The sequence below is a fragment of the Citrobacter sp. CK181 genome, from assembly GCF_030333595.1.
GTDB lineage: Bacteria > Pseudomonadota > Gammaproteobacteria > Enterobacterales > Enterobacteriaceae > Citrobacter_B > Citrobacter_B koseri.
Genome location: NZ_JAOWFN010000011.1, coordinates 807,257 through 829,955, shown reverse-complemented (window position 1 = coordinate 829,955; position 22,699 = coordinate 807,257). Strand labels below are relative to the sequence as shown.

At 57.6% G+C, this 22,699-nt stretch carries 13 protein-coding genes; 2 read left to right on the top strand and 11 right to left on the bottom strand.

Going from position 1 to position 22,699, the window contains the following annotated elements:
- Positions 1-295 precede the first annotated feature (295 nt).
- From narI to OGW17_RS07965, 5 genes are all read right to left on the bottom strand, one after another.
- The gene (narI, locus tag OGW17_RS07985) at positions 296-973 is read right to left on the bottom strand and encodes a respiratory nitrate reductase subunit gamma (protein WP_012132187.1); all 678 of its coding nucleotides are present in this window, start codon (positions 971-973) and stop codon (positions 296-298) included.
- Positions 973-1,683 (bottom strand): nitrate reductase molybdenum cofactor assembly chaperone, encoded by a 711-nt coding sequence (gene narJ / locus OGW17_RS07980; protein WP_012132186.1) that lies wholly within the window; start codon positions 1,681-1,683, stop codon positions 973-975. The genes narI and narJ overlap by 1 nt, the downstream gene beginning before the upstream one ends.
- A complete protein-coding gene (gene narH, locus OGW17_RS07975) occupies positions 1,680-3,215 on the bottom strand; it encodes a nitrate reductase subunit beta (RefSeq protein WP_012132185.1) in 1,536 nt (511 codons plus the stop codon). Before narH ends, narJ begins: the two co-directional genes overlap by 4 nt.
- Entirely contained in the window at positions 3,212-6,955 is a 3,744-nt protein-coding gene (locus tag OGW17_RS07970) for a nitrate reductase subunit alpha (protein ID WP_012132184.1), read from the bottom strand. The genes narH and OGW17_RS07970 overlap by 4 nt, the downstream gene beginning before the upstream one ends.
- 393 nt (positions 6,956-7,348) lie before the next feature.
- Positions 7,349-8,740 (bottom strand): NarK family nitrate/nitrite MFS transporter, encoded by a 1,392-nt coding sequence (locus OGW17_RS07965; protein ID WP_024130296.1) that lies wholly within the window; start codon positions 8,738-8,740, stop codon positions 7,349-7,351.
- A gap of 359 nt (positions 8,741-9,099) precedes the next feature.
- Here OGW17_RS07965 and narX point away from each other — a divergent pair, with 359 nt between their 5' ends.
- Entirely contained in the window at positions 9,100-10,896 is a 1,797-nt protein-coding gene (narX, locus tag OGW17_RS07960) for a nitrate/nitrite two-component system sensor histidine kinase NarX (protein ID WP_049010662.1), read from the top strand.
- Positions 10,889-11,539, top strand: coding sequence for a two-component system response regulator NarL (gene narL / locus OGW17_RS07955; RefSeq protein WP_012132179.1), 651 nt, complete (start codon positions 10,889-10,891; stop codon positions 11,537-11,539). Before narX ends, narL begins: the two co-directional genes overlap by 8 nt.
- Here narL and OGW17_RS07950 read toward each other — a convergent pair whose 3' ends face one another.
- From OGW17_RS07950 to OGW17_RS07925, 6 genes are all read right to left on the bottom strand, one after another.
- Positions 11,540-12,946: a YchO/YchP family invasin gene (locus tag OGW17_RS07950; RefSeq protein ID WP_071258425.1), complete on the bottom strand. Its 1,407-nt coding sequence runs from the start codon at positions 12,944-12,946 to the stop codon at positions 11,540-11,542.
- 94 nt (positions 12,947-13,040) lie between these two features.
- On the bottom strand, positions 13,041-15,653 hold the full coding sequence (locus tag OGW17_RS07945; protein ID WP_286452162.1) for a nitrate reductase: 2,613 nt from the start codon (positions 15,651-15,653) through the stop codon (positions 13,041-13,043).
- Positions 15,650-19,717 carry a nitrite reductase large subunit NirB gene (gene nirB, locus OGW17_RS07940; protein WP_081353187.1) on the bottom strand — a complete coding sequence of 1,356 codons (4,068 nt, stop codon included), beginning with the start codon at positions 19,715-19,717 and terminating at the stop codon, positions 15,650-15,652. The genes OGW17_RS07945 and nirB overlap by 4 nt, the downstream gene beginning before the upstream one ends.
- A gap of 9 nt (positions 19,718-19,726) precedes the next feature.
- Positions 19,727-20,515, bottom strand: a complete 789-nt coding sequence (locus OGW17_RS07935; protein ID WP_012132175.1) for an ABC transporter ATP-binding protein — start codon at positions 20,513-20,515, stop codon at positions 19,727-19,729.
- Positions 20,516-20,525: 10 nt separating this feature from the next.
- Positions 20,526-21,407 carry a nitrate ABC transporter permease gene (gene ntrB, locus OGW17_RS07930; protein ID WP_071258431.1) on the bottom strand — a complete coding sequence of 294 codons (882 nt, stop codon included), beginning with the start codon at positions 21,405-21,407 and terminating at the stop codon, positions 20,526-20,528.
- A 1-nt stretch (position 21,408) separates the two neighbouring features.
- A complete protein-coding gene (locus OGW17_RS07925) occupies positions 21,409-22,668 on the bottom strand; it encodes a CmpA/NrtA family ABC transporter substrate-binding protein (protein ID WP_071258433.1) in 1,260 nt (419 codons plus the stop codon).
- Positions 22,669-22,699 lie beyond the last annotated feature (31 nt).

Below are 22,699 nucleotides of genomic sequence, written 5' to 3'. Positions count from 1 at the left end.
CCGGATAAGGCGCAGCCGCCATCCGGCAGACAGGCATAAAAAAACCTGCCGAAGCAGGGTTTAGCTACGCGCCGATTCATCCTTCCCCCACCACCATTACTTATCTGTTGCACACCAGCCAAATTAAATTCCTGTGCTCTATGTTTTGCCCGGTGGCACTCCGTTTACCGGGCCTACATGATCACATAACCACATGTTATGTCCGATCGTAGGCCGGATAAGGCGCAGCCGCCATCCGGCAGACAGGCATAAAAAAACCCTGCCGAAGCAGGGTTTAGCCGCACGCAAAGCCGTATCAGCGACGGGCGCGCACGACCTGGTATTTACGCGTCAGGTACTCGACCGGCGCGCTCCAGATGTGAACCAGGCGCGAGAACGGGAACAGCAGGAACAACGTCATCCCCAGCACCAGGTGCAGGCGGAAAATGAACGCTACGCCCTCTAAATGCTCAGACGCGCCGCCGTGGAACGTCACCACAGATTGCGCCCATCCCACCAGTTTCATCATTTCGCTACCGTCCATGTGTTGCGCAGAGAACGGAATAGTCAGCAGTCCCAGCGCGCACTGAATCACCAGCAGAGAAAGGATCAAAATATCCGCTCCCGTGGTCGTTGCACGCACGCGTGGGCTGAACAGACGGCGTTTGAGCAGCAGTACGCCACCAACCAGCGTCATCACGCCACAGGCGCCGCCTGCAATCATCGCCATTTTCTGCTTCACTTCAATCGGCAGGAACGCTTCGTACATCCAGTGCGGCGTCAGCATTCCCAGGAAGTGACCCGCGAAGATCCCCAGAATACCGAAGTGGAACAGGTTCGAAGCCAGGTTCATCCCTTTGCGATCCAGCATCTGGCTGGAAGCCGCACGCCAGGTGTACTGACCGTAGTCATAGCGCAGCCAGCTGCCAATCAGGAACACTGACCCGGCAATGTACGGGTAGATATCAAAGAAGAACATATTCAGGAAGTGCATTATTGCTGTCCTCCGGTGGTGATATTCAAATATTGCGGAGCGACAGCCCCGGCAAAACGACGCTGGTGAGCGGAAATCTCCGACTCGCCGCAACCCTGCTCAGCAAAGAATTTCACCTGTTCTTCTTCCCAGACGGCATCCAGTGCTTGCGGGGTATCGTCACGGACTTCATCCGCAATTTTCTCTGCCACTTTGTCGCTGTCGATAACGGTATTAGCCAGCTTCAGCAGCAGATCGAACAGCACCGCATAGCGACTTTCCCGCTGTTGCAGACGTGCGCCCAGCAACGCCAGAATCGGCGCGATGTCCTGCAAGCCGCCAAGCGCGTCGTTTTTCGGCAACTGCGCCAGATACTCCAGATACAGCGGCAGATGGTCAGGCAACTCACGACTGTCGAGTTGCAGGCCGTGCTGCTCGTACTGCGCCATCAAATCGACCATTGCCTGGCCGCGATCGCGGGATTCACCATGAACATGCTCAAACAGCAACAGCGACGTGGCGCGACCGCGATCAAACAGTTCGCTGTAGCTTGCCTGTACATCCAGCATCTCCTGCGCAGTGAGATCGCGCAGGAAAACCGCCAGACTCTGAGCATCTTCTTTATCCAGGTTTTCGGATGACGCGAGTGCATCGAAAAGTTCCTGTTGATGCTGCCATAAGGCAGCATCCGGGTACTCGAGCAGACGCGAAACAATGACGAGTTCAATCATTGGTGCGGCTCCGTTTTGCTGCTCACATCGATGGCATCAATGCGGCGGCTGTTGAACAGGTTGAATTTGGTATCTGAACCGTGGCAACCATCGCCGAACGTAAAGCCGCAACCGCTTTTCTCCGGGAACGCCTCACGCGCCAGCTCACGATGGCTGCTCGGGATAACGAAACGGTCTTCATAGTTCGCAATTGCCAGGTAACGGTACATTTCCTGCGCCTGCGCTTCGCTCAGCCCCACTTCTTCCAGCGCGCGGGTATCCAGTTTACCGTCAACGGTTTCCGCACGTTTGTAGTGACGCATCGCCAGCATACGTTTCAGCGCCAGCAGTACCGGCTGGGTATCGCCTGCGGTCAGCAGGTTCGCCAGGTACTGAACCGGGATACGCAGGCTTTCCACGTCCGGCAGGATGCCGTTGCTGCCCAGTTCACCTGCGTCCGCCGCAGACTGAATCGGTGACAGCGGCGGCACGTACCAGACCATCGGCAGCGTACGGTATTCCGGGTGCAGCGGCAGCGCCAGCTTCCAGTCCATCGCCATTTTGTAAACCGGGGACTGCTGCGCCGCATCGATAACGCTCTGCGGAACGCCGTCTTTCAGCGCTTGTTCAATGACCGCCGGATCGTTCGGATCGAGGAACACATCCAGTTGGCGCTGATACAGATCTTTCTCGTTCTCCGTGCTGGCTGCGCTTTCAATCGCATCGGCGTCATACAGCAGCACGCCAAGGTAACGGATACGACCCACGCAGGTTTCGGAACATACGGTCGGTTGACCCGCTTCAATACGCGGATAGCAGAAAATACACTTCTCGGACTTCCCGCTCTTCCAGTTGAAGTAGATCTTCTTGTACGGACAACCGGTGATGCACATACGCCAGCCGCGGCATTTGTCCTGATCAATCAGGACGATGCCGTCCTCTTCACGCTTGTAGATGGCGCCGCTCGGGCAGGTCGCCACGCACGCCGGGTTGAGGCAGTGCTCGCACAGACGCGGCAGATACATCATGAAGGTGTTTTCGAACTGGCCGTACATCGCCTTCTGCATGTTTTCGAAGTTCTGGTCTTTGGCGCGTTTTTCAAATTCGCCGCCCAGAATTTCTTCCCAGTTCGGACCGCTGGTGATTTTGTTCATCCGCTGACCGGTGATCAGCGAGCGCGGGCGCGCAATCGGCTGATGCTTGCTTTCCGGCGCGGTATGCAGGTTCTGGTAGTCGTAATCAAACGGCTCGTAGTAATCATCAATGCCCGGCAGATGCGGGTTAGCAAAGATTTTACCCAGCAGCATCGCGCGGTTGCCCATGCGAGGTTGCAGTTTGCCGTTAATTTTACGGACCCAGCCGCCTTTCCATTTTTCCTGATTTTCCCAGTCGTTCGGGAAACCGACGCCTGGCTTACTTTCCACGTTATTGAACCAGGCGTATTCCATACCTTCACGGCTGGTCCAGACGTTTTTACAGGTCACTGAACAGGTGTGGCAGCCGATGCATTTATCGAGATTCAGCACCATGCCGACTTGTGAACGAATTTTCATTTTACGCTCTCCTGTACCTGGTCATTGCCTTCGCCATCCAACCAGTTAATGTTCTTCATCTTACGCACCACAACAAACTCATCGCGGTTTGAACCGACCGTACCGTAGTAGTTAAAGCCGTAGGCCAGCTGCGCATAGCCGCCGATCATGTGGGTCGGCTTCGGCGTGATACGGGTTACAGAGTTGTGAATACCGCCGCGCTGCTGGGTAATTTCTGAACCCGGCAGGTTAACGATACGTTCCTGCGCGTGGTACATCATGGTCATCCCGGCCGGAACACGCTGGCTTACCACCGCGCGTGCCGTCAGCGCACCGTTGCTGTTAAAGACCTCGATCCAGTCGTTATCTTCAATACCCAGATCTTTGGCATCGGTTTCGCTCATCCAGACAATCGGCCCACCGCGCGACAGCGTCAGCATCAGCAGGTTGTCGCTGTAGGTGGAGTGGATACCCCACTTCTGGTGCGGCGTCAGGAAGTTGAGCGCTTTTTCCGGGTTGCCGTTAGATTTCTCACCCATCACCGCTTTCACTGAACGCGTGTCGATTGGCGGACGGTAAACCAGCAGGCTTTCGCCAAAGTCACGCATCCACTGATGATCCTGATACAGGGACTGGCGGCCAGACAGCGTACGCCACGGAATCAACTCGTGAACGTTGGTATAACCGGCGTTGTAAGAGACGTGTTCATCTTCCAGGCCAGACCAGGTCGGGCTGGAGATAATCTTACGCGGCTGCGCCTGAATATCGCGGAAGCGAATTTTCTCTTCTTCTTTATTGGTCGCCAGATGCGTATGGTCGCGACCGGTGAACTCACTCAGCGCCGCCCACGCTTTCACCGCTACGTGGCCGTTAGTTTCCGGCGCCAGCGTGAGGATCATCTCGGCGGCATCAATCGCGGTATTCAGCATCGGCTGGCCTTTTGCCGGGCCTTCAGCTTTGGTGTAATTGAGCTTGCGCAGCAAATCCATTTCGCTCTGAGTGTTCCAGGCGATGCCTTTGCCACCGTTGCCGATTTTCTCCATCAGCGGGCCGATAGAGGTAAAGCGCTCATACGTCGCCGGGTAGTCGCGTTCCACCGGAATGATGTGCGGCGCGGTTTTACCTGGGATCAGGTCGCATTCGCCTTTTTTCCAGTCTTTCACGTCCAGCGGCTGCGCCAGTTCGGCAGCGGAGTCGTGCTGAATAGGCAGCGTCACCACATCGGTTTCTTTGCCAAGGTGTCCCACGCAGACTTCAGAGAATTTCTTCGCGATGCCTTTATAGATTTCCCAGTCGCTTTTCGATTCCCAGGCCGGGTCAACGGCGGCAGACAACGGGTGAATAAACGGATGCATATCCGAGGTATTCATGTCGTCTTTTTCATACCAGGTGGCGGTCGGCAGCACGATGTCGGAGTACAGGCAGGTGCTCGACAGACGGAAGTCCAGCGTCACCACCAGGTCCAGTTTGCCGTCAAGACCGTTATCCTGCCATTCCACTTCTTCCGGCTTCACGCCGCCCTGCATACCCAGATCTTTGCCCTGAATACCGTTTTCCGTACCCAGCAGGTACTTCAGCATGTACTCATGCCCTTTACCGGATGAACCCAGCAGGTTCGAGCGCCAGATAAACAGGTTACGCGGGTGGTTTTTCCCGTTTTCCGGCTGCTCCGCCGCAAAACGAATCGAGCCTTCTTTCAGCGATTTCACGGTGTAATCCACCGCCGTCATCCCGGCTTTTTCCGCTTCACGCGCGATGTACAGCGGGTTGGTGCCCAACTGCGGCGCAGACGGCAGCCAGCCCATGCGTTCAGCACGCACGTTGAAGTCGATCAGATGACCGCTGTAGCGGGATTTATCCGCCATCGGCGACAGCAGTTCCTGCGCGGTAACCGTCTCGTAGCGCCACTGGCTGGAGTGGTTATAGAAATAGGAGGTGCTGTTCATGTGACGCGCCGGACGCTGCCAGTCAAGAGCAAACGCCAGCGGCTGCCAGCCGGTCTGCGGACGCAGTTTTTCCTGGCCGACATAGTGCGCCCAGCCGCCGCCGCTCTGACCGATACAGCCGCAGAACACCAGCATGTTGATAAGCCCACGATAGTTCATATCGAGGTGATACCAGTGGTTCAGGCCAGCGCCGACGATGATCATTGAACGACCATGCGTCTTATCGGCGTTATCCGCAAATTCACGAGCGATACGAGTGATTTGCGCACGCGGTACGCCGGTTATCTGCTCTGCCCACGCCGGAGTATAGGCTTTAATGTCGTCGTAGCTGGTTGCGCAGTTTTCGTCGTTCAGACCGCGTTCCAGGCCATAGTTCGCCATCGTCAGATCGTAAACGGTAGTCACCAGCGCGGTGGTTCCGTCCGCCAGTTGCAGGCGTTTCACCGGCAGCTTGTGCAACAGAACGTTTTGCAACTCGACTTTGTTGAAGTGTTCAGTGCCTTCACCGCCAAAGTACGGGAAGCCCACTTCTGCGATATCGTCCTGGCTACCCAGCAGGCTGAGTTGCAGTTCGGTTTCCTCGCCTGACGTACCGTCACGCTGTTCGAGGTTCCATTTGCCTTTCTCGCCCCAGCGGAAGCCAATAGAACCGTTCGGCGCAACCATATCGCCTCGGGTGTTGATGGCAACGGTTTTCCATTCCGGGTTGTTTTCCTGACCCAGCGCGTCAATAAGATCGGCGGCGCGCAGCATACGGCCAGCGGCATAGTAACCATCGCGTTCTTCAAGCATCACCAACATCGGCATGTCGGTATAGCGACGGACGTAATCGGTGAAATACTGGCTCGGGTTATCAAGGTGGAATTCACGCAGCATGACGTGGCCCATCGCCAGCGCCATTGCGGCGTCAGTCCCCTGCTTCGGCGCCAGCCACAGGTCGCACAGCTTGGCGATTTCAGCGTAGTCAGGCGTAACGGCAACTGTTTTGGTGCCTTTGTAACGCACTTCAGTAAAGAAGTGGGCATCCGGGGTACGGGTCTGCGGAACGTTAGAGCCCCAGGCGATGATGTAGCTGGAGTTGTACCAGTCAGCGGATTCCGGTACGTCCGTCTGCTCGCCCCAGGTCTGCGGAGACGCAGGCGGCAGGTCGCAGTACCAGTCGTAGAAGCTCAGGCAAGTCCCGCCGATCAGAGACAGGTAACGAGCACCGGATGCGTAAGAGACCATCGACATTGCCGGAATCGGCGAGAAGCCCGCCACGCGATCGGGACCGTAATTTTTAATGGTATAAACGTTGGATGCCGCAATCAGTTCGTTCACTTCCTGCCAGGAAGAACGAACGAAGCCACCACGACCACGCGCTTGTTTGAAGCTTTTTGCTTTATCGGCGTCTTCGATGATGGAAGCCCAGGCTTCTACCGGATCGCTGTGCAGTTTTTTCGCATCACGCCACATTTTCATCAGGCGCTTACGCATCAGCGGATATTTCAGGCGGTTTGCGCTGTAGAGATACCAGGAGTAGCTCGCACCGCGCGGGCAGCCGCGAGGTTCATGGTTCGGCATATCCGGGCGGGTGCGCGGGTAGTCTGTCTGCTGGGTTTCCCAGGTGACCAGACCGTTTTTCACATAAATTTTCCAGCTGCAAGAGCCGGTACAGTTTACCCCGTGGGTTGAACGCACGACTTTGTCATGCTGCCAACGTTGGCGGTATCCATCCTCCCAGTCCCGGTTTGTTTCGAGAAGCTGGCCGTGCCCATCGGCAAAGGTTTCGCCCTTCTGTTTGAAGTAGCGAAACCGGTCCAGGAATTTACTCATCGGGTTTCTCCTGTTTGGAGCCTGACGGCTCTCTGATAAATCGACATTGCTGGATTGGCTGTGAAGGTAACGCTCTGAAAGGGCGTCAGAATTGATAACGATCAAGGCAGACGGGGATGAAAATCGAGGGTGTTTTTTGACATACCCCTTAAGGAGGATGATTTTTATTCATTCAACATACTGATTAATATGAATATTTTTAAATTCATCCATTATGTAAATGTTAAATTCTTTATAAGTGGGTATTAAGGGGTATGCCCCCTGCAAGGCATAAATGAACGCCGTTCTGACAAACCGGCGCTGTTTATTTATAAATAAGTATGTTGTAACTAAAAACAGGCAAAAAAAAGCGCGGTCTAACGCCGCGCAATGGATAATCAAACAATTACTTTTTTATTTTTTAGAATGACGTCCGTATACCGCCCAGGTGATGACTACGCAGGCAATATAGAAAATCAGGAACACTTTCATCGCATCGACCGGTGAGCCGGTTAATGCCAGAGATGTCCCGAATGCTTTCGGAATAAAGAAACCGCCGATTGCGCCAATCGCAGAGATAAAGCCCAATGCGGCTGCGGTATCGGTCGCGGCTTCACGCAGCGCTTTCTCTTCAGAACCCCCTTCCGCTTTAACCCTGTCCATCGTCAGCTTGCGGAAAATAACGGAGATCATCTGGAAAGTAGACCCACTGCCCAGCCCGGCAGTCAGGAACAGCGCCAGGAAGACAACGAAGAAGGCGATAAAGCTGCCGCCCTGGCCGTTAGAAGGCAAGGTCAGGAACAGTAAGGCGCTGAAAATCGCCATCAGCACAAAGTTAACCAGCGTCACCCGCGTTCCGCCCAGACGGTCGGAAATTGCCCCGCCCGCAGAACGGGCCAGCGCGCCGATTAACGGGCCGAAGAAGGCATAATGCAGGATCTGTACTTCCGGGAACTGCGTTTTGGACAGCATCGCAAACCCGGCGGAGAAGCCGATGAATGAACCGAACGTCGCCAGATACAGCAGGCTCATCATCCACAGGTGCCCACGTTTAAGTACCGGCAACTGATCTTTCAGCGAAGCCTTCGAGGTCGCCAGCTCATTCATACCGAACCAGGCGGCCAGGGTGAAAATGGCCAGGAACGGCACCCAAATCCAGGCGGCGTTCGCCAGATACAGCTGCGAACCGTCCGGCTGTTCCACACCGTGACTGCCAAATACGGCAAAGACAGACAACGAGACCACCAGCGGCGCGACCAGTTGCATAACGCTCACGCCCATGTTGCCTAAACCGCCGTTCAGACCCAGCGCGCCGCCCTGTTTCTGTTTTGGAAAGAAGAAGCTGATGTTAGCCATGCTGGAGGCAAAGTTCGCGCCGGCAAAACCGCACAGCAGAGAAATCAGAATAAAGGTGCTAAACGGCGTGGAGGTGTCCTGCACGGCAAAACCTAACCATACGCAAGGAATGACCAGAATCCCGGTGCTGAACGCCGTCCAGCGGCGGCCGCCAAACAGAGGAACCATAAAGGAGTACGGCACACGCAGTAATGCGCCAGAAACAGACGGCAAGGCGGTCAGCATGAACAGCTGATCGGTGGTGAAGTTAAAACCGACCTTCGGTAAATTCACCGCGACGGCGCTGAATAACATCCATACACAAAACGCCAGCAGCAAACAGGGGACGGAAATCCACAGGTTGCGGCTGGCAACACGATGACCACGCTGTTCCCAGAAAGCGGGATCTTCCGGCCGCCATTCTGTGATTACAGCTCCAGATGCCCTTTCGGGGGCAGATGAGTGACTCATAGACACCTCTGTTACTCGATTCGATGTCTGCCACATTAGGGTTTACAGCCGGGGGTAAGTTGATATAAATCAAAGGAAAAGCCGTCATTATTCGCGGCTAAAAATTATCATGCCCCTTAGTGAGTAGGCTTTGTCGACAAAAAAGATGTGGTTTTTCACGGTGCTGTATAACCCTACCCCCCGGCTTCGCGATCCCCTCCCACCACCAGCAATTAAGAGGTAACTCGTTATAGGTATGGGTATACTCCAGGGTATGGCTGAGAATAACGTCACTGTCGAAACGCCCCTCGGTGAGCATCCCGGCAGAATCGTCATTCATTAAGGTTTCCTGAGCAGGAAGCCTGAAGGAAGAAGTCTACATGTTTAAACGTTGTCTCTCTCCACTCACGCTGGTCAACCAACTGGCGCTTATTGTTCTCCTGTCCACCGCTATCGGTGTGGCGGGCATGGCTATCTCTGGCTGGCTGGTTCAGGGCGTACAAGGCAGCGCCCATGCGATCAACAAGGCCGGTTCGCTGCGTATGCAGAGCTATCGTCTGCTGGCAGCAGTGCCGCTGAGCGCCCACGACCAAAAACTGCTGGATGAGATGAAACAGACGGCGTTCAGCCCTGAACTGACCCGCGCTGCGGAACGCGACGGGCAACAAGAGCAGCTTCGCGCACTACAGGACTACTGGCATACGGAACTGGCGCCAGGGCTGCAACGCGCGCAGGACAGAAACGCCGTTGCCGGCGATGTTATGCGTTTTGTCACCGGTCTGGATCGGTTAGTCACCGCCTTTGATCACACGACCGAGCTGCGCATTGAGCGCGTGGTGATGGTGCATCGATTAATGGCCATCTTTATGGCGCTGCTGTTCGTCTTTACGATCATCTGGCTACGGGCGCGCCTGCTGCAACCGTGGAAACAACTGCTTTCGATGGCGCGAGCCGTCAGCCAGCGCGACTTCACCCAGCGGGCGCATATCAGCGGGCGCAATGAGATGGCGATGTTAGGCTCAGCGCTCAACAACATGTCGGAAGAGCTGGCCGAAAGTTACGCCGTACTGGAACAACGCGTGCAGGAAAAGACGGCCGGGCTGGAGCATAAAAACCAGATCCTCTCATTCCTGTGGCAGGCCAACCGCCGCCTGCATTCCCAGGTGCCGCTGTGCGAGCGCCTCTCCCCGGTGCTGAACGGCCTGCAAAACCTGACGCTGCTGCACGATATTGAACTGCGGGTTTATGACCTGGAAGATGAAGATAATCATCAGGAGTTCACCTGCCAGTCCGACAGCAGTTGTGATGACAAAGGGTGCCACCTCTGCCCGCGCGGCGCGCTGCCCGCGATCAACGGCGGCACCACGCTGAAATGGCGACTTACCGATGCCCATACGCAATACGGCATTCTGCTGGCGACGCTGCCGCACGGGCGCCATCTGAGTCACGATCAGCAGCAGATGATTGATACGCTGGTCGAGCAATTGACCGCTACGCTGGCGCTGGACAGAAATCAGGAACGCCAGCAACAGTTGATTGTGATGGAAGAGCGTGCCACCATTGCCCGCGAACTTCATGATTCTATTGCACAATCGCTCTCCTGCATGAAGATGCAGGTCAGCTGTCTGCAAATGCAGGGCGCGACGTTGCCGGAAAGCAGCCGCGAGTTGCTCAGCCAGATCCGCAACGAACTGAATACCTCCTGGGTACAGCTACGTGAACTGTTGACCACCTTCCGGTTACAGTTGACCGAACCCGGCCTGCGGCCTGCGCTGGAGGCGAGCTGTCAGGAATATAGCGCCCGATTTGGTTTTACGGTGAAGCTGGATTATCAGCTCCCGCCGCGACGGGTGCCGTCGCATCAGGCTATCCACCTGTTGCAAATTGCCCGCGAAGCGTTAAGTAACGCCCTCAAGCATTCCCATGCCGATGAGGTGGCCGTCGCCGTGGTGCAAAATGGCAATCAGGTCAAACTGACAGTAAAAGACAACGGCTGCGGCGTACCAGAAAACGCCGAGCGCAGTAACCATTATGGCATGATTATTATGCGTGACCGCGCGCAGAGCCTGCGTGGCGATTGTCGTGTACGCCGTCGTGAGACGGGCGGTACGGAAGTTGCTGTCACCTTTATTCCCGAAACAAACTTCACAGAAGTCCAAGGAGATACCCATGAGTAATCAGGAACCGGCTACCATCCTGCTGATCGACGATCATCCGATGTTACGGACCGGTGTTAAACAGCTTGTCAGCATGGCGCCCGATATTAGCGTGATCGGCGAAGCCAGTAATGGCGAGCAGGGTATTGAGCTGGCAGAGTCTCTTGATCCCGATCTGATCCTGCTGGATCTGAACATGCCGGGCATGAACGGTCTGGAAACCCTGGATAAGCTGCGTGAGAAATCACTGTCAGGCCGTATCGTGGTATTCAGCGTGTCCAATCATGAAGAAGACGTGGTGACGGCGCTGAAGCGCGGCGCAGACGGCTATCTGTTAAAAGATATGGAGCCGGAAGATCTGCTGAAAGCCTTACAGCAAGCGGCCGCTGGCGAAATGGTGCTGAGCGAAGCGTTAACGCCGGTTCTGGCCGCCAGCCTGCGGGCAAACCGCGCGACCTCTGACCGCGACGTGACCCAACTGACGCCGCGCGAACGCGATATCCTGAAGCTGATCGCCCAGGGACTGCCGAATAAAATGATCGCCCGCCGCCTAGATATCACCGAGAGTACGGTCAAAGTGCATGTGAAACATATGCTGAAGAAGATGAAGCTGAAGTCACGCGTCGAAGCGGCGGTATGGGTGCATCAGGAACGCATCTTCTGATTACTCCTCCGGGAGCAGCTTCCAGCGCGGATCGTTATCGGGCATCGCCATAAACGGTTCAGTCAGTGATAGCGTGATCTCATTGGAGGAGACACGCTGGCCCTGCTCATCTTCAACAACGACCGACAGCCGCCAGCGATTTGTCGCCCCTTCGCTGCTGTCCCAGGCCGGCATGATAATGGTCCAGCCCTCTGCGCTGTCCGCCTTCGCTCCTGCCGTCAGACTCAGCGCCTGCGTATCGCCCTGCCACGTCACATGACGAACGCCATGCCGACTGCGAATCTGCACCTTCAGCGGCACCGTCTCGCCAGACTGGAGATCCCACGGCGGCGTCGCCAGAAAAACAGTGAGCGTTTTACGCTGACGGTACTCCATCGTCGGGAGATTATTGCGCTGCGGGTTGTCATAGCGACTGCCGCGCAACGACTGACTCTCCGCCACCTCGCTGGCCGACAGCTGTTTGTTCAACGGCACGCCAAAACGGTAGTTCAGGTTCAACCCCAGATTATTCTGGCTCACCCCGCTCTCGCCCTGTTTATGTTGCGCCGTTACCGTCACCAGCGGCACCGGCGTGTAATTAAGCCCTAGTTTTACCGCTACCGGATTATGGTATCCCGTGCCTGAGTCAAACAGATCCACCCGTTCGCCGAAATACTGTTCCACGCTGACGCTGGTGTTGAGGTGTTGGTAAAACGGCATGCGCATCTGCGCGGTAACATCGTAGCCGCGCGCCATACGCTGCTCTAAGGCGGTGGTCTGTTCATGCCAGGAAGCGAAAGGCTGGTAGTAATTGGCGGATAATCGCAGGTATTCGCCCCACGCTTCCGCGCCAAATCCCGCCCGTTGCAGATTTTCATCCAGCAGGTTGTCATAAAAAGTGTTGTACCCTAACAGCCAGCCGTCGCGCGCCCAGCGTTGGCCGATGCCGACATTACTGACCAGGCCATCGTCCTGCTGAGTCAGCCCGAGTTGACTCCAGGTCAGATACCGCGTGTTGTCCTGCCAGGGAATAAACCAGCCCCCACGACTGCCGGTAAAGCTCCCTTCGTTATCAATCCTGAGATCGACACTCGCATTCCCCCAGGGCGAAAGCCAGGACTCCAGTTGATGATTCACCTGTTCACTCACGGCGTCCCGCACCTGGCCAAACGCAAACTGACGCGCCTGCTCGCCGGTATCCAGCCCATTGTCGGTCATGCTCGCTTCGCCAAAGGCTTTCACCATCTCAGCAAACTGTTTTTCACCTTCGTGTGACTCAGGCGTCATGCCCAAATCAGGTAAACCATCCTGGTTGTTATCGAAGGGATTTTCCGCCTGTTGAATAAACGAGGATTGCGCGCTGGCAGTACCGCCTGCCAGCAGCAAGAGTATGCAAAGGGAAAGAGGGCGATAAACAATACGGCTCAAATTGTCAGCTGCTTTTACATTAAACGAATGAAATCTCACACTTAACTAAAACCATAACGTTTCCATCCGCGTTTTGCAGCCCTTTATCGCATTTTCAGGAGAATCCCAGGCTTCCGGCGGATGCCGTTTGCGCCAGCAGCGCTTTCAGCTCCGGTACGCATGAGCCGCAGTTGGTGCCGCAGCGTAATGTTTTGCCCAGCGCCTGAACGGAGTCGCACCCTTGTGCGATAGCCTGCTGAATAGCACACTCCCCCACGCTAAAGCAGCTACAGATAATGCGTCCCTGGTCGGGCATCCCGCCGCCCGGTTTGCCACTCAACAGGCCATGCCGTTCAGGGGCGTTTTCCGGCGGATGGCGGAACGCGGCAATCACCGCCGCATCGTCTGTTTCGGGTTTTATCGCATCTGACCAGAACCCCAGCATTAATTGTCCCGCCTGCCAGGCCAGAATATTCAGCCCCTGCGACGTCTGCGCGGTCTGCAATTGCCAGCGCTGTTCGCGGCACATCGCCAACAACCAGTCGCGATCGTCACGATCGCTTGCGAGAGTGAAACGCGCCACGCCTTCCGCCGCTTTACGCCACCAGTGAACAAAAGGAGGAAAGGTTATCTCTTCGCGGATGAACAGCTCCCCCTGCCAGCGCGGCTGCCACGGCGTGATGCGCACCGCCGTTTGTTTACTCTCCGGCTGCCCTGATTGAGGATCGCAGACGGGCGCGACCAGCGCATTCACCCTTCCCTGCCGGGCAAAGCGATTACTCCAGTGCATCGGCGTAAACGCCGTCCCTTCCCGCAAGCCGGCCTGAATCACCACTCTGGCGACCATTACCCCGCGTGAGGAGCTGATACGGCCAAATGCGCCATCCACCAGGTGAAAACGGGCGGCATCAGACGGTGAAACCTCAACAATCGGTTCGCTAATGTGCTGCATAAGCCGAACCACCGTTCCGGTTCGGGTCATGGTGTGCCACTGATCGCGCAGGCGACCGCTGTTTAAAATAAGCGGATAGAGCGCGTCACAGCGCGTTCTCATGCCCTCCGGTTCAACGGGCACCAGCCGCAGACGCTTATTGCGATGCCAGCCGCGAGCCAGGTCCAGCGCTCCGTGGTGACGGCTGACCGGCCAGCGGACAGGCGCCATTTCATCCCACGCCGCGCGGCTCAGATCCGCCAGCGCGCCAATATCAAACGCGCGGGCGCCGTCATTCTCAAACCCCGACAGCGCAGCGTGTTCCCGAAAGACATCCCACGCATCCTGCCAGGCGAATGCCTCGCCAAAGCCGAGTTGTTTTGCCATCTGCGCGACAATCCACCAGTCTGCTCTGGCCTCGCCGGGGGCGGTTAAAAATGCGCGCTGACGCGAGATGCGCCGTTCAGAGTTGGTGACGGTGCCGTTTTTCTCCCCCCAGGCCAGCGCCGGAAACCGGATATGCGCCAGTCGACTGGTATCGGTATCGGCCACCACCTCCGAGACAATGACCAACGGGCAGGCAGACAGCGCCTGACAGACGGCATGAGTGTCCGGCAGCGATACCGCCGGATTCGTGCCCATGATCCACACCGCCTTCACCTCGCCGCGTGCGATAGCGTCGAACAGATCCACCGCCATCAACCCCGGCGTCTGCGCCAGCCGCTCCGTGCCCCAGAAACGGGCAACCCGCGACAGATCCTGCGGCTCAAAATTCATGTGCGCCGCCAGCTGTGTCGCCAGCCCGCCGACTTCACGCCCTCCCATCGCATTTGGCTGTCCGGTCAGCGAAAAGGGCCCACAGCCTTCCCGCCCGTATTTACCGCTGGCAAGGTGTACGTTAATGATCGCGTTACATTTATCACTGCCGCTGGCGGACTGGTTAATCCCCATCGTGTAAAGGGTGATTGCGCGCGGCGCGATCAGAAAACCATCATAAAACCGGCGGATTTCCGCGGGTTCCAGACCACAAAATTGCGCGACTCGCTCAACAGGCCAGCGGCTGGCGCGGGCAAACGCCGCCTGCGCATCATCAAAATCGACGTCATGTTCGCCGCTTGTCGCGATGGCGTGCAGCAGCCCGACAAACAGCCCGCCATCGCTGCCGGGCGTCAGGGCAAGGTGCATATCCGCAATATCACAGGTGGCGGTGCGCCGGGGATCAATCACCACCACTTTCATGGACGGGTTCTCTTTTCGCACCTGCACCAGGCGCTGATAGAGCACCGGATGCGTCCACGCCGCGTTCGAGCCGACCAGAATCACCAGATCGCTGCGCTCTATATCTTCGTAGCTGCATGGCACCACATCCGCGCCAAACGCGCGTTTGTAGCCCGTAACGGCTGACGACATGCACAGGCGCGAATTGGTATCGATATTGGCCGCACCGATGAATCCCTTCATCAGCTTATTCGCCGCATAGTAGTCTTCCGTCAGCAGTTGTCCCGAGGCGTAGAAAGCCACCGACGTTGGGCCATATTGCGCGATGATGCTGCGCAGGCGCTCGCCCGCCGTGTTCAGCGCCTGCTGCCAGCTTACCGTTTCACCGTTAACCTGCGGGTGTAATAACCGTCCGGTCAGTCCGGTGGTTTCCCCCAGCGCGGCGCCTTTCACACACAGTCGCCCAAAATTGGCCGGGTGATCGGGATCGCCCTGAACCGTGACGCCCTGTTCGCTGACGCGGGCGATCACCCCACAGCCGACGCCGCAGTAAGGGCACGTTGTCCGGGTTTCATTCATGACGCCTCCGCACGTAGCAGTAGCGCCTGATTCCCTACCCATACCTTGCCCGCTTCGACTTTCACCGGCCAGGCGCGCACAACGGGCTCACCGCTGTCATACTGCCGACCATCGCGCAGGCGAATACGCTGTTTGTAGAGCGGTGAAATGACAACGGGCTCACCGCCGGCATCCCCCAGAATTCCCCGGGAAAGCACGTTTGCGTCGCTGCCGGGTTCATGGTTATCAAGGGCGTAAATCGTCTGACCAAAGCGAAACAGCGCAATTTGCAGGTTGCCCAGACGGGCGCCAATGCCCGCCTGTTCGGGGATCTCCTCCAGTTGACAAACCTCCTGCCAGGGTTTTTTCGGCAGGATGGTTCTCGCTGGCGCCGCCGGTTTCGCCAGCTGCGGTTGCCCACGTAGCATCTGGCGCGCTACGGCTTCATCCGGTTCGTCGCCGTTCACGCTGGCGCGGAACAGCGCCAGACGCTGCGGATCATTCAGCGTGGTTTGCCATTCACACTGGTATGTTTCCACGATTCGCGCCATCTCCTGTTCAAGCTCGTCGCCGATACCCAGGCTGTCGTGTATAACCACCTCGCGCAGATAGTCGATGCCCCCTTCAAGATTATCCATCCAGGTGCTGGTGCGTTGCAGGCGATCGGCGGTACGGATATAGAACATCAGGAAGCGATCCACGAATTTAATCAGCGTGGCGTCATCCAGATCGCTGGCGAACAGATCCGCATGACGCGGCTTCATACCGCCGTTTCCGCAGACATACAGGTTCCAGCCCTTATCGGTGGCGATCACGCCAACGTCTTTCCCCTGCGCTTCGGCACACTCGCGGGTACAGCCGGAGACCGCCATTTTGATTTTGTGCGGGGCGCGCAGTCCCTTGTAGCGGTTCTCCAGCGTGACGGCCAGACCGGTTGAATCCTGAACGCCATAGCGACACCAGGTTGATCCGACGCAGGATTTCACCGTGCGCAACGACTTCCCGTAGGCGTGCCCGGTTTCAAAACCGGCGGCAACCAGATCGCGCCAGATATCCGGCAGTTGTTCGAGGCGCGCGCCAAACAAGTCGATACGCTGCCCGCCGGTAATTTTGCTGTAGAGCTGATAACGTTTGGCGATTTCGCCTATGGCAATCAGCCCATCCGGCGTCACCTCGCCTGCCGCCATGCGCGGTACAACGGAATACGAACCGTCTTTCTGGATATTGGCAAAATAACGATCGTTGGTGTCCTGCAACGGCAGATGCGCAGGTTTTAGCAGATACTCATTCCAGCAGGAGGCCAGCACCGAGCCCACCAGCGGTTTGCAAATCTCACAACCATGCCCGCGACCATAGCGGCTAATCAGTTGCTCAAAGGTGTGGATGCGGTTCACCCGCACCAGGTGGTAAATCTCCTGCCGCGAGTACGCAAAGTGTTCGCAGATATCCTTTTTAACCTCCACGCCCTGTGCCGCCAGCTGGAACTCCATCACCTGTTTCACCAGCGCGCTGCACCCACCGCAGCCGGTTGCCGCTTTGGTGCACTGCTTGATTGCGCCCATCTCCGTTGCGCCCGCGCTGACCGCCTGGCAAATGTCCGCCTTGCTGACGTTATGACAAGAGCATATTTGCGCGCTGTCCGGTAATGCCGCAACGCCCAACGCTTTCGGCGCGCTGCCCGCCAAAGCAGGTAAAATCAGCGATTCCGGCTGTCCGGGCAGCGCCATACCGTTAAGCATCATTTGCAATAACGTGGCGTAATCCGCCGCATCACCCACCAGCACGCCGCCCAGCAGCGTCTTGCCGTCCGCGCTGACCACAATTTTTTTGTAGATTTGCTCCGGGCCATGCGTCCACTGATAGCTTTGCGCGCCTGGCGTGCGCCCCTGCGCATCGCCGAACGAGGCCACATCCACCCCCAGTAATTTGAGTTTGGTGCTCATATCCGCCCCGCTGAACGCCGCATCTTCACCGGCCAACTGCGCTGCCGCCACGCGCGCCATCTGGTAGCCCGGCGCAACCAGCCCGAACACCCTGCCGTCCCAGAGCGCACATTCACCGATGGCAAAAACATCCGCGTCAGAGGTCAGACAGTGGTTATCAATACACACCCCGCCGCGTTCTCCGATACGAAGTCCGGCGCCGCGCGCCAGCGCATCCTGCGGGCGAATACCGGCAGAAAACACCACCATATCCGTCTCCAGACGCTCACTATCCGTAAACACCAACTGTAACCCTTGCGGGGTAGAGACAATTTCCGCAGTGGATTTCGAGGTATGCACGCTCACGCCCAGCGCCTCGATTTTTTCGCGCAGCATCGCCGCGCCAGCGTTATCAAGCTGAACCGCCATTAACGATGGCGCGAACTCGACAACATGCGTCTCCAGCCCTAATTGCCGCAAGGCGTTCGCCGCCTCCAGCCCCAACAGCCCGCCGCCAATCACCACCCCACGGCGAGAGTGTTTTGCCTTCGCGGCAATCGCATCCAGATCGTCCAGCGTGCGATAGACGAAACACGCCGCCGAATCACCGCCTTTCACCGGCGGAACAAAGGGATATGATCCGGTTGCCAGCACCAGTTTATCCCAGTGCGTTTCATGTCCGCTGGCGGTGCGAATAACGCGGGCATCCCGATCGATCGCCGTGACGCATTGCGACAACCGCAGCTCAATACCGTGGCGGGCAAAAAAATCGCCTTCCACCAGCGAGAGCGATTCTGCGCTGCGCCCGGCGAAATACTCCGACAGATGAACGCGGTCATAGGCGGCATAACGCTCTTCGCCAAAGACCACAATCTGATAGTCAAGATGCAGATTGCGGCTAACGCATTGCTCAAGAAAATGGTGGCCAACCATACCGTGTCCAACAACAGCCAACGTGGGTTTTGTCATAGTCACCTGTCCTGCAGCCGCAGGCTGCGTATCAAATCTGTCGAATAACCAGTCAGGATTCGCCGACGCAGCCTGCGCCAGCAAATCAGTCAACGGCGCGGCGCTGCGGCAATCGCCCATCAGCAGCACCCCCTGTAACCGTCCATTGCGGATCAGCAGACGACGGTAATGGCCGCTCAGCGGGTCAAATGTGCGCAGCAGGTCATCACCTGCCGTAGCGTTTACCTCCCCGGCGCTGAACAGATCGATGCCCGTCACCTTCAAACGCGTACCGCTGTCCTGCCAGTGAAAATCAGCGCCGGGGATTCCCGCCAGGCGGGCCGCCAGCACCTCCGCGTGCGCCAGACAGGGCGCGACCAGCCCCCAGGTCTGGCCGTCGATTTCACAGCACTCGCCTATCGCGCTGATCCCTGCCACCGCCGTGCGCAGTTGCCCGTCCACCACAATTCCACGCTGACAGGACACCCCGCTTGCCAGCGCCAGCGCCGTATTGGGTTTTACGCCAGTGGCAATCACCACGCGCGTTGCAGACAGCACGCAACCGTTCGTCAACGTGACGTCATCAGGCGTAATCCTGTCGATACCGGACGACAGCACGCAGTCAATCCCGCGTGCGGCAAGGTGTTCCGCCAGCAGTTCCCCGGCCTGCTCATCAAGCTGTTGCTCCATGAACCGATTGCCGCGATGAATTAACGTGACATTGTCACCTTTTAGTCGCAGTGCGGCAGCCGCCTCGACACCAAGCACACCGCCGCCCAGCACGGCAACCGGCCCGCAGCCATGCAGGATGCTGTCCACATCGTTAATCGTGCGAAAAGCATGCACATGGGGTAAATCAGCGCCGGGGATCGGCGGAATAAACGGAACCGAGCCGGTGGCAAACACCAGCGCATCCCACGCCAGCGTTCGACCGGTGGTGGTGGCGGTACGCGCTATCGCGTCAACGGCGATGACGGCTTCCCCCGTCAGCACCGTGACGCCGTGGCGCTGATACCACTCAGGCGGATGCAGCAGCGTCTGCGCAAAGCGCTTTTCGCCGCCCAGTACGGGCGAAAGCTGAATGCGGTTATACGCATGCTGCGGTTCTTCCCCCACAACGGTTATCGTGAAGGCCTGCGGCGCCTGCGCCAACAGCGCCTCCACCAGACGGGTGGCGGCCATCCCATTGCCGATAATGACCAGTCGCTGCGTCATACCGCCTCCCTACGCCGCCTTCGGCTGCTTTTCGTAGAGGAAGTGAAGAATCTGCTGGCGCAGCTGGTGGTATCGGCTGTCGTCAGCCAGCTGCACGCGATTACGCGGGCGAGGAAGCGTGACGGGCAAAATGTCGCCTACCGTCGCCGCCGGGCCGTTGGTCATCATCAGCACGCGATCGGAGAGCAGCACCGCTTCATCCACATCGTGGGTAATCAGCACAATGGTGGTATTGAGCGACTGCTGGATTTGCATCACCGTGTCCTGCAAATGCGCGCGCGTCAGGGCGTCCAGCGCGCCAAACGGTTCATCCATCAGCAGCACTTTGGGTTTCATCGCCAGCGCCCGGGCGATGCCGACGCGCTGCTTCATCCCCCCGGACACTTCTCCCGGATGCTTGTGCATGGCGTGCCCCATTTGCACCCGTTCAAGATTGTGTTCAATCCATTCCCGACGCTCTGTTTTCCCCATCGTGCGGCGAAAGACCCGATCAACCGCCAGCGCAACGTTATCGAAGCAGGTCAGCCACGGCAGCAGCGAGTGATTCTGAAAGACCACCGCCCTTTCCGGCCCCGGCCCGGCGATTTCCCGGTTGTCGCAAATAAGCCCCCCGTCGGTAGGGAGCGTAATTCCGGCAATCAGATTCAACAGCGTCGATTTCCCGCAGCCGGAATGCCCAATAAGGCTGACGGTTTCACCTTCATGAATGTCGAAAGAGACGTTTTGCAACGCCAGAAATTCGCCGCTGGCGGTAGAAAAACGCTGACTGACGGCCTGTACCTGAATTAACGGTTTCATGGTGTTCCCCTTATTTTTCCTGCCAGCTAAAACGACGCGCCACCAGCATTAAACCCTGCTCCAGCAGCAGGCCAACCACGCCGATGATGACGATAGCGATGAGAATGTTTTCCACATTGAGGTTGTTCCACTCGTTCCAGATCCAAAAGCCAATGCCAAGGCCGCCGGTGAGCATTTCCGCCGCCACAATCACCAGCCAGGCGATGCCGATAGACAGGCGCACGCCGGTCAGCACCGCAGGCAGAACCGCCGGAAAGAGAATACGGCGCATCACCGTCCATTCCGGGAGTTGCAGGACCCGGGCAACGTTAAGGTAATCCTGTGGGATGCGGCGCACGCCTTCGGCGGTGTTGATCACCATCGGCCAGATAGAGCAGATAAAAATAGTCCAGCTTGATGCCGGTTCCGCTTTCTGAAACAGCAGCAAGCCAATTGGCAACCAGGCCAGCGGGCTGACCGGTCGCAGCAGCGCGATCAGCGGGGTAAACATGCGTGAGAAAAAGGTGAACCGGCCGATCAGGAAGCCAAGCGGAATCCCCACCAGCGCCGCCAGCCCAAAACCAATCGCCACACGCTGTAGCGACGCCAGCACATTCCAGCCAATCCCCATATCATTAGGCCCACCGTTATAAAACGGGTCGGCAAACAGCGTCAGCGCGGAATCAAGGGTGCTGAGCGGCGTCGGGAAGCCTTTGCTGTTAATGGCCGCCAGTTGCCAGCCCACCACCAGCAGCGCCAGCCCCAGCAATGCGGGAACGGTTCGCTGCGCCAGCGTTCGCATCAGATGCGACAGCGGCGGATTACGCCTGCGCACCGTAACGGGCGGCAGCGTAATCACTTCACCGGCGGCGGGTTCAGGAATGCGTCTTTGCGCGTTTTGTACTATTTTCATGTCAGGCCCCTTGATGATGGAGAGTGAAACTGTTGGCGTAACGTTCGGGGTCCCGCCCGGTCCATACGGAACCATCCATGAGGGTGCTGGTGCGTAACAGCTGAGAAGGCGGCGTGATGCCGCCTACCGCTGCGGCGGCGTCCCGCCAGATGTCCGTGCGGTTAATCCGGGCGGCGATGGCGTTATAATCCGGCGCGTCCTTGAGCAGCCCCCAGCGACGAAACTGCGTCAGGAACCACATCCCGTCGGAATGCCACGGAAAACTCACTTCCGCATCGTGATAAAAACGAATGGCGTGCGCGTCCTGCCAGCGATGCCCTGCGCCGTTGTCGTACTCGCCCAACATACGTCCTGTCAGGTACTGCTCTTTGGTGTTAAGCCAGGCGCGACGGGCCAATATTTGTGCGGTTTCGCGTCGGTTTTCCACTGAGGCGTCGATCCAGCGCGCCGCCTCCAGTACCGCGCTGACCAGCGCTCTGGCGGTGTTTGGATGCTGTTCGACCCAGTCACGGCGCGTTCCCAGGATTTTTTCCGGGTGATCGGGCCAGATGGCCTGCGAGGTCGTGGCGGTAAAACCAATGCGATCATTAATCGCGCGGGCATTCCACGGCTCACCGACGCAAAAGCCCACCATGTTGCCAATACGCATGTTCATCACCATTTGCGGCGGCGGCACGACGACCATTCGGACATCAGAGAACGGGTTAATCCCCGCGCTGGCCAGCCAGTAATAGAGCCACATCGCATGCGTTCCTGTCGGAAAGGTATGCGCAAAGGTGTAAGTGCCGGGCGCTTGTCCGGCGATCATGTTTTTCAATCCGCCAGCGTCGGTAATGCCTTTCTCCTGGAGCGCCGTCGACAGCGTGATTGCCTGCCCGTTCTGATTTAGCGTCATCAGGTTCGCCATCGGCTGCGGCTTACTGGCGATACCAAGCTCAAGACCATAGAGCAGGCCATACAGCACATGCGCCGCGTCCAGTTCGCCGGAAACGAGTTTGTCGCGCACCGCCGCCCAACTGGCCTCTTTGGTCGGCACGAGGGTAATGCCGTATTTCTTATCAAACCCTTTCAACGCGGCGATGATCAGCGGAGCGCAGTCGGTGAGCGGAATAAAGCCGACTCTGACAATTTCAAGTTCGGGTTTGTCCGACCCTGCCGCCCACACGGACTGCATCAAACCGGGCACCAGCAGCGCCCCGCCCATCGCGGCCCCTGCCTGCAATAATCGACGTCGCGTCAATGAAACAGACCTGTCACCCATACATGCTCCCCATTGCAAAAAAAAGCGCCCG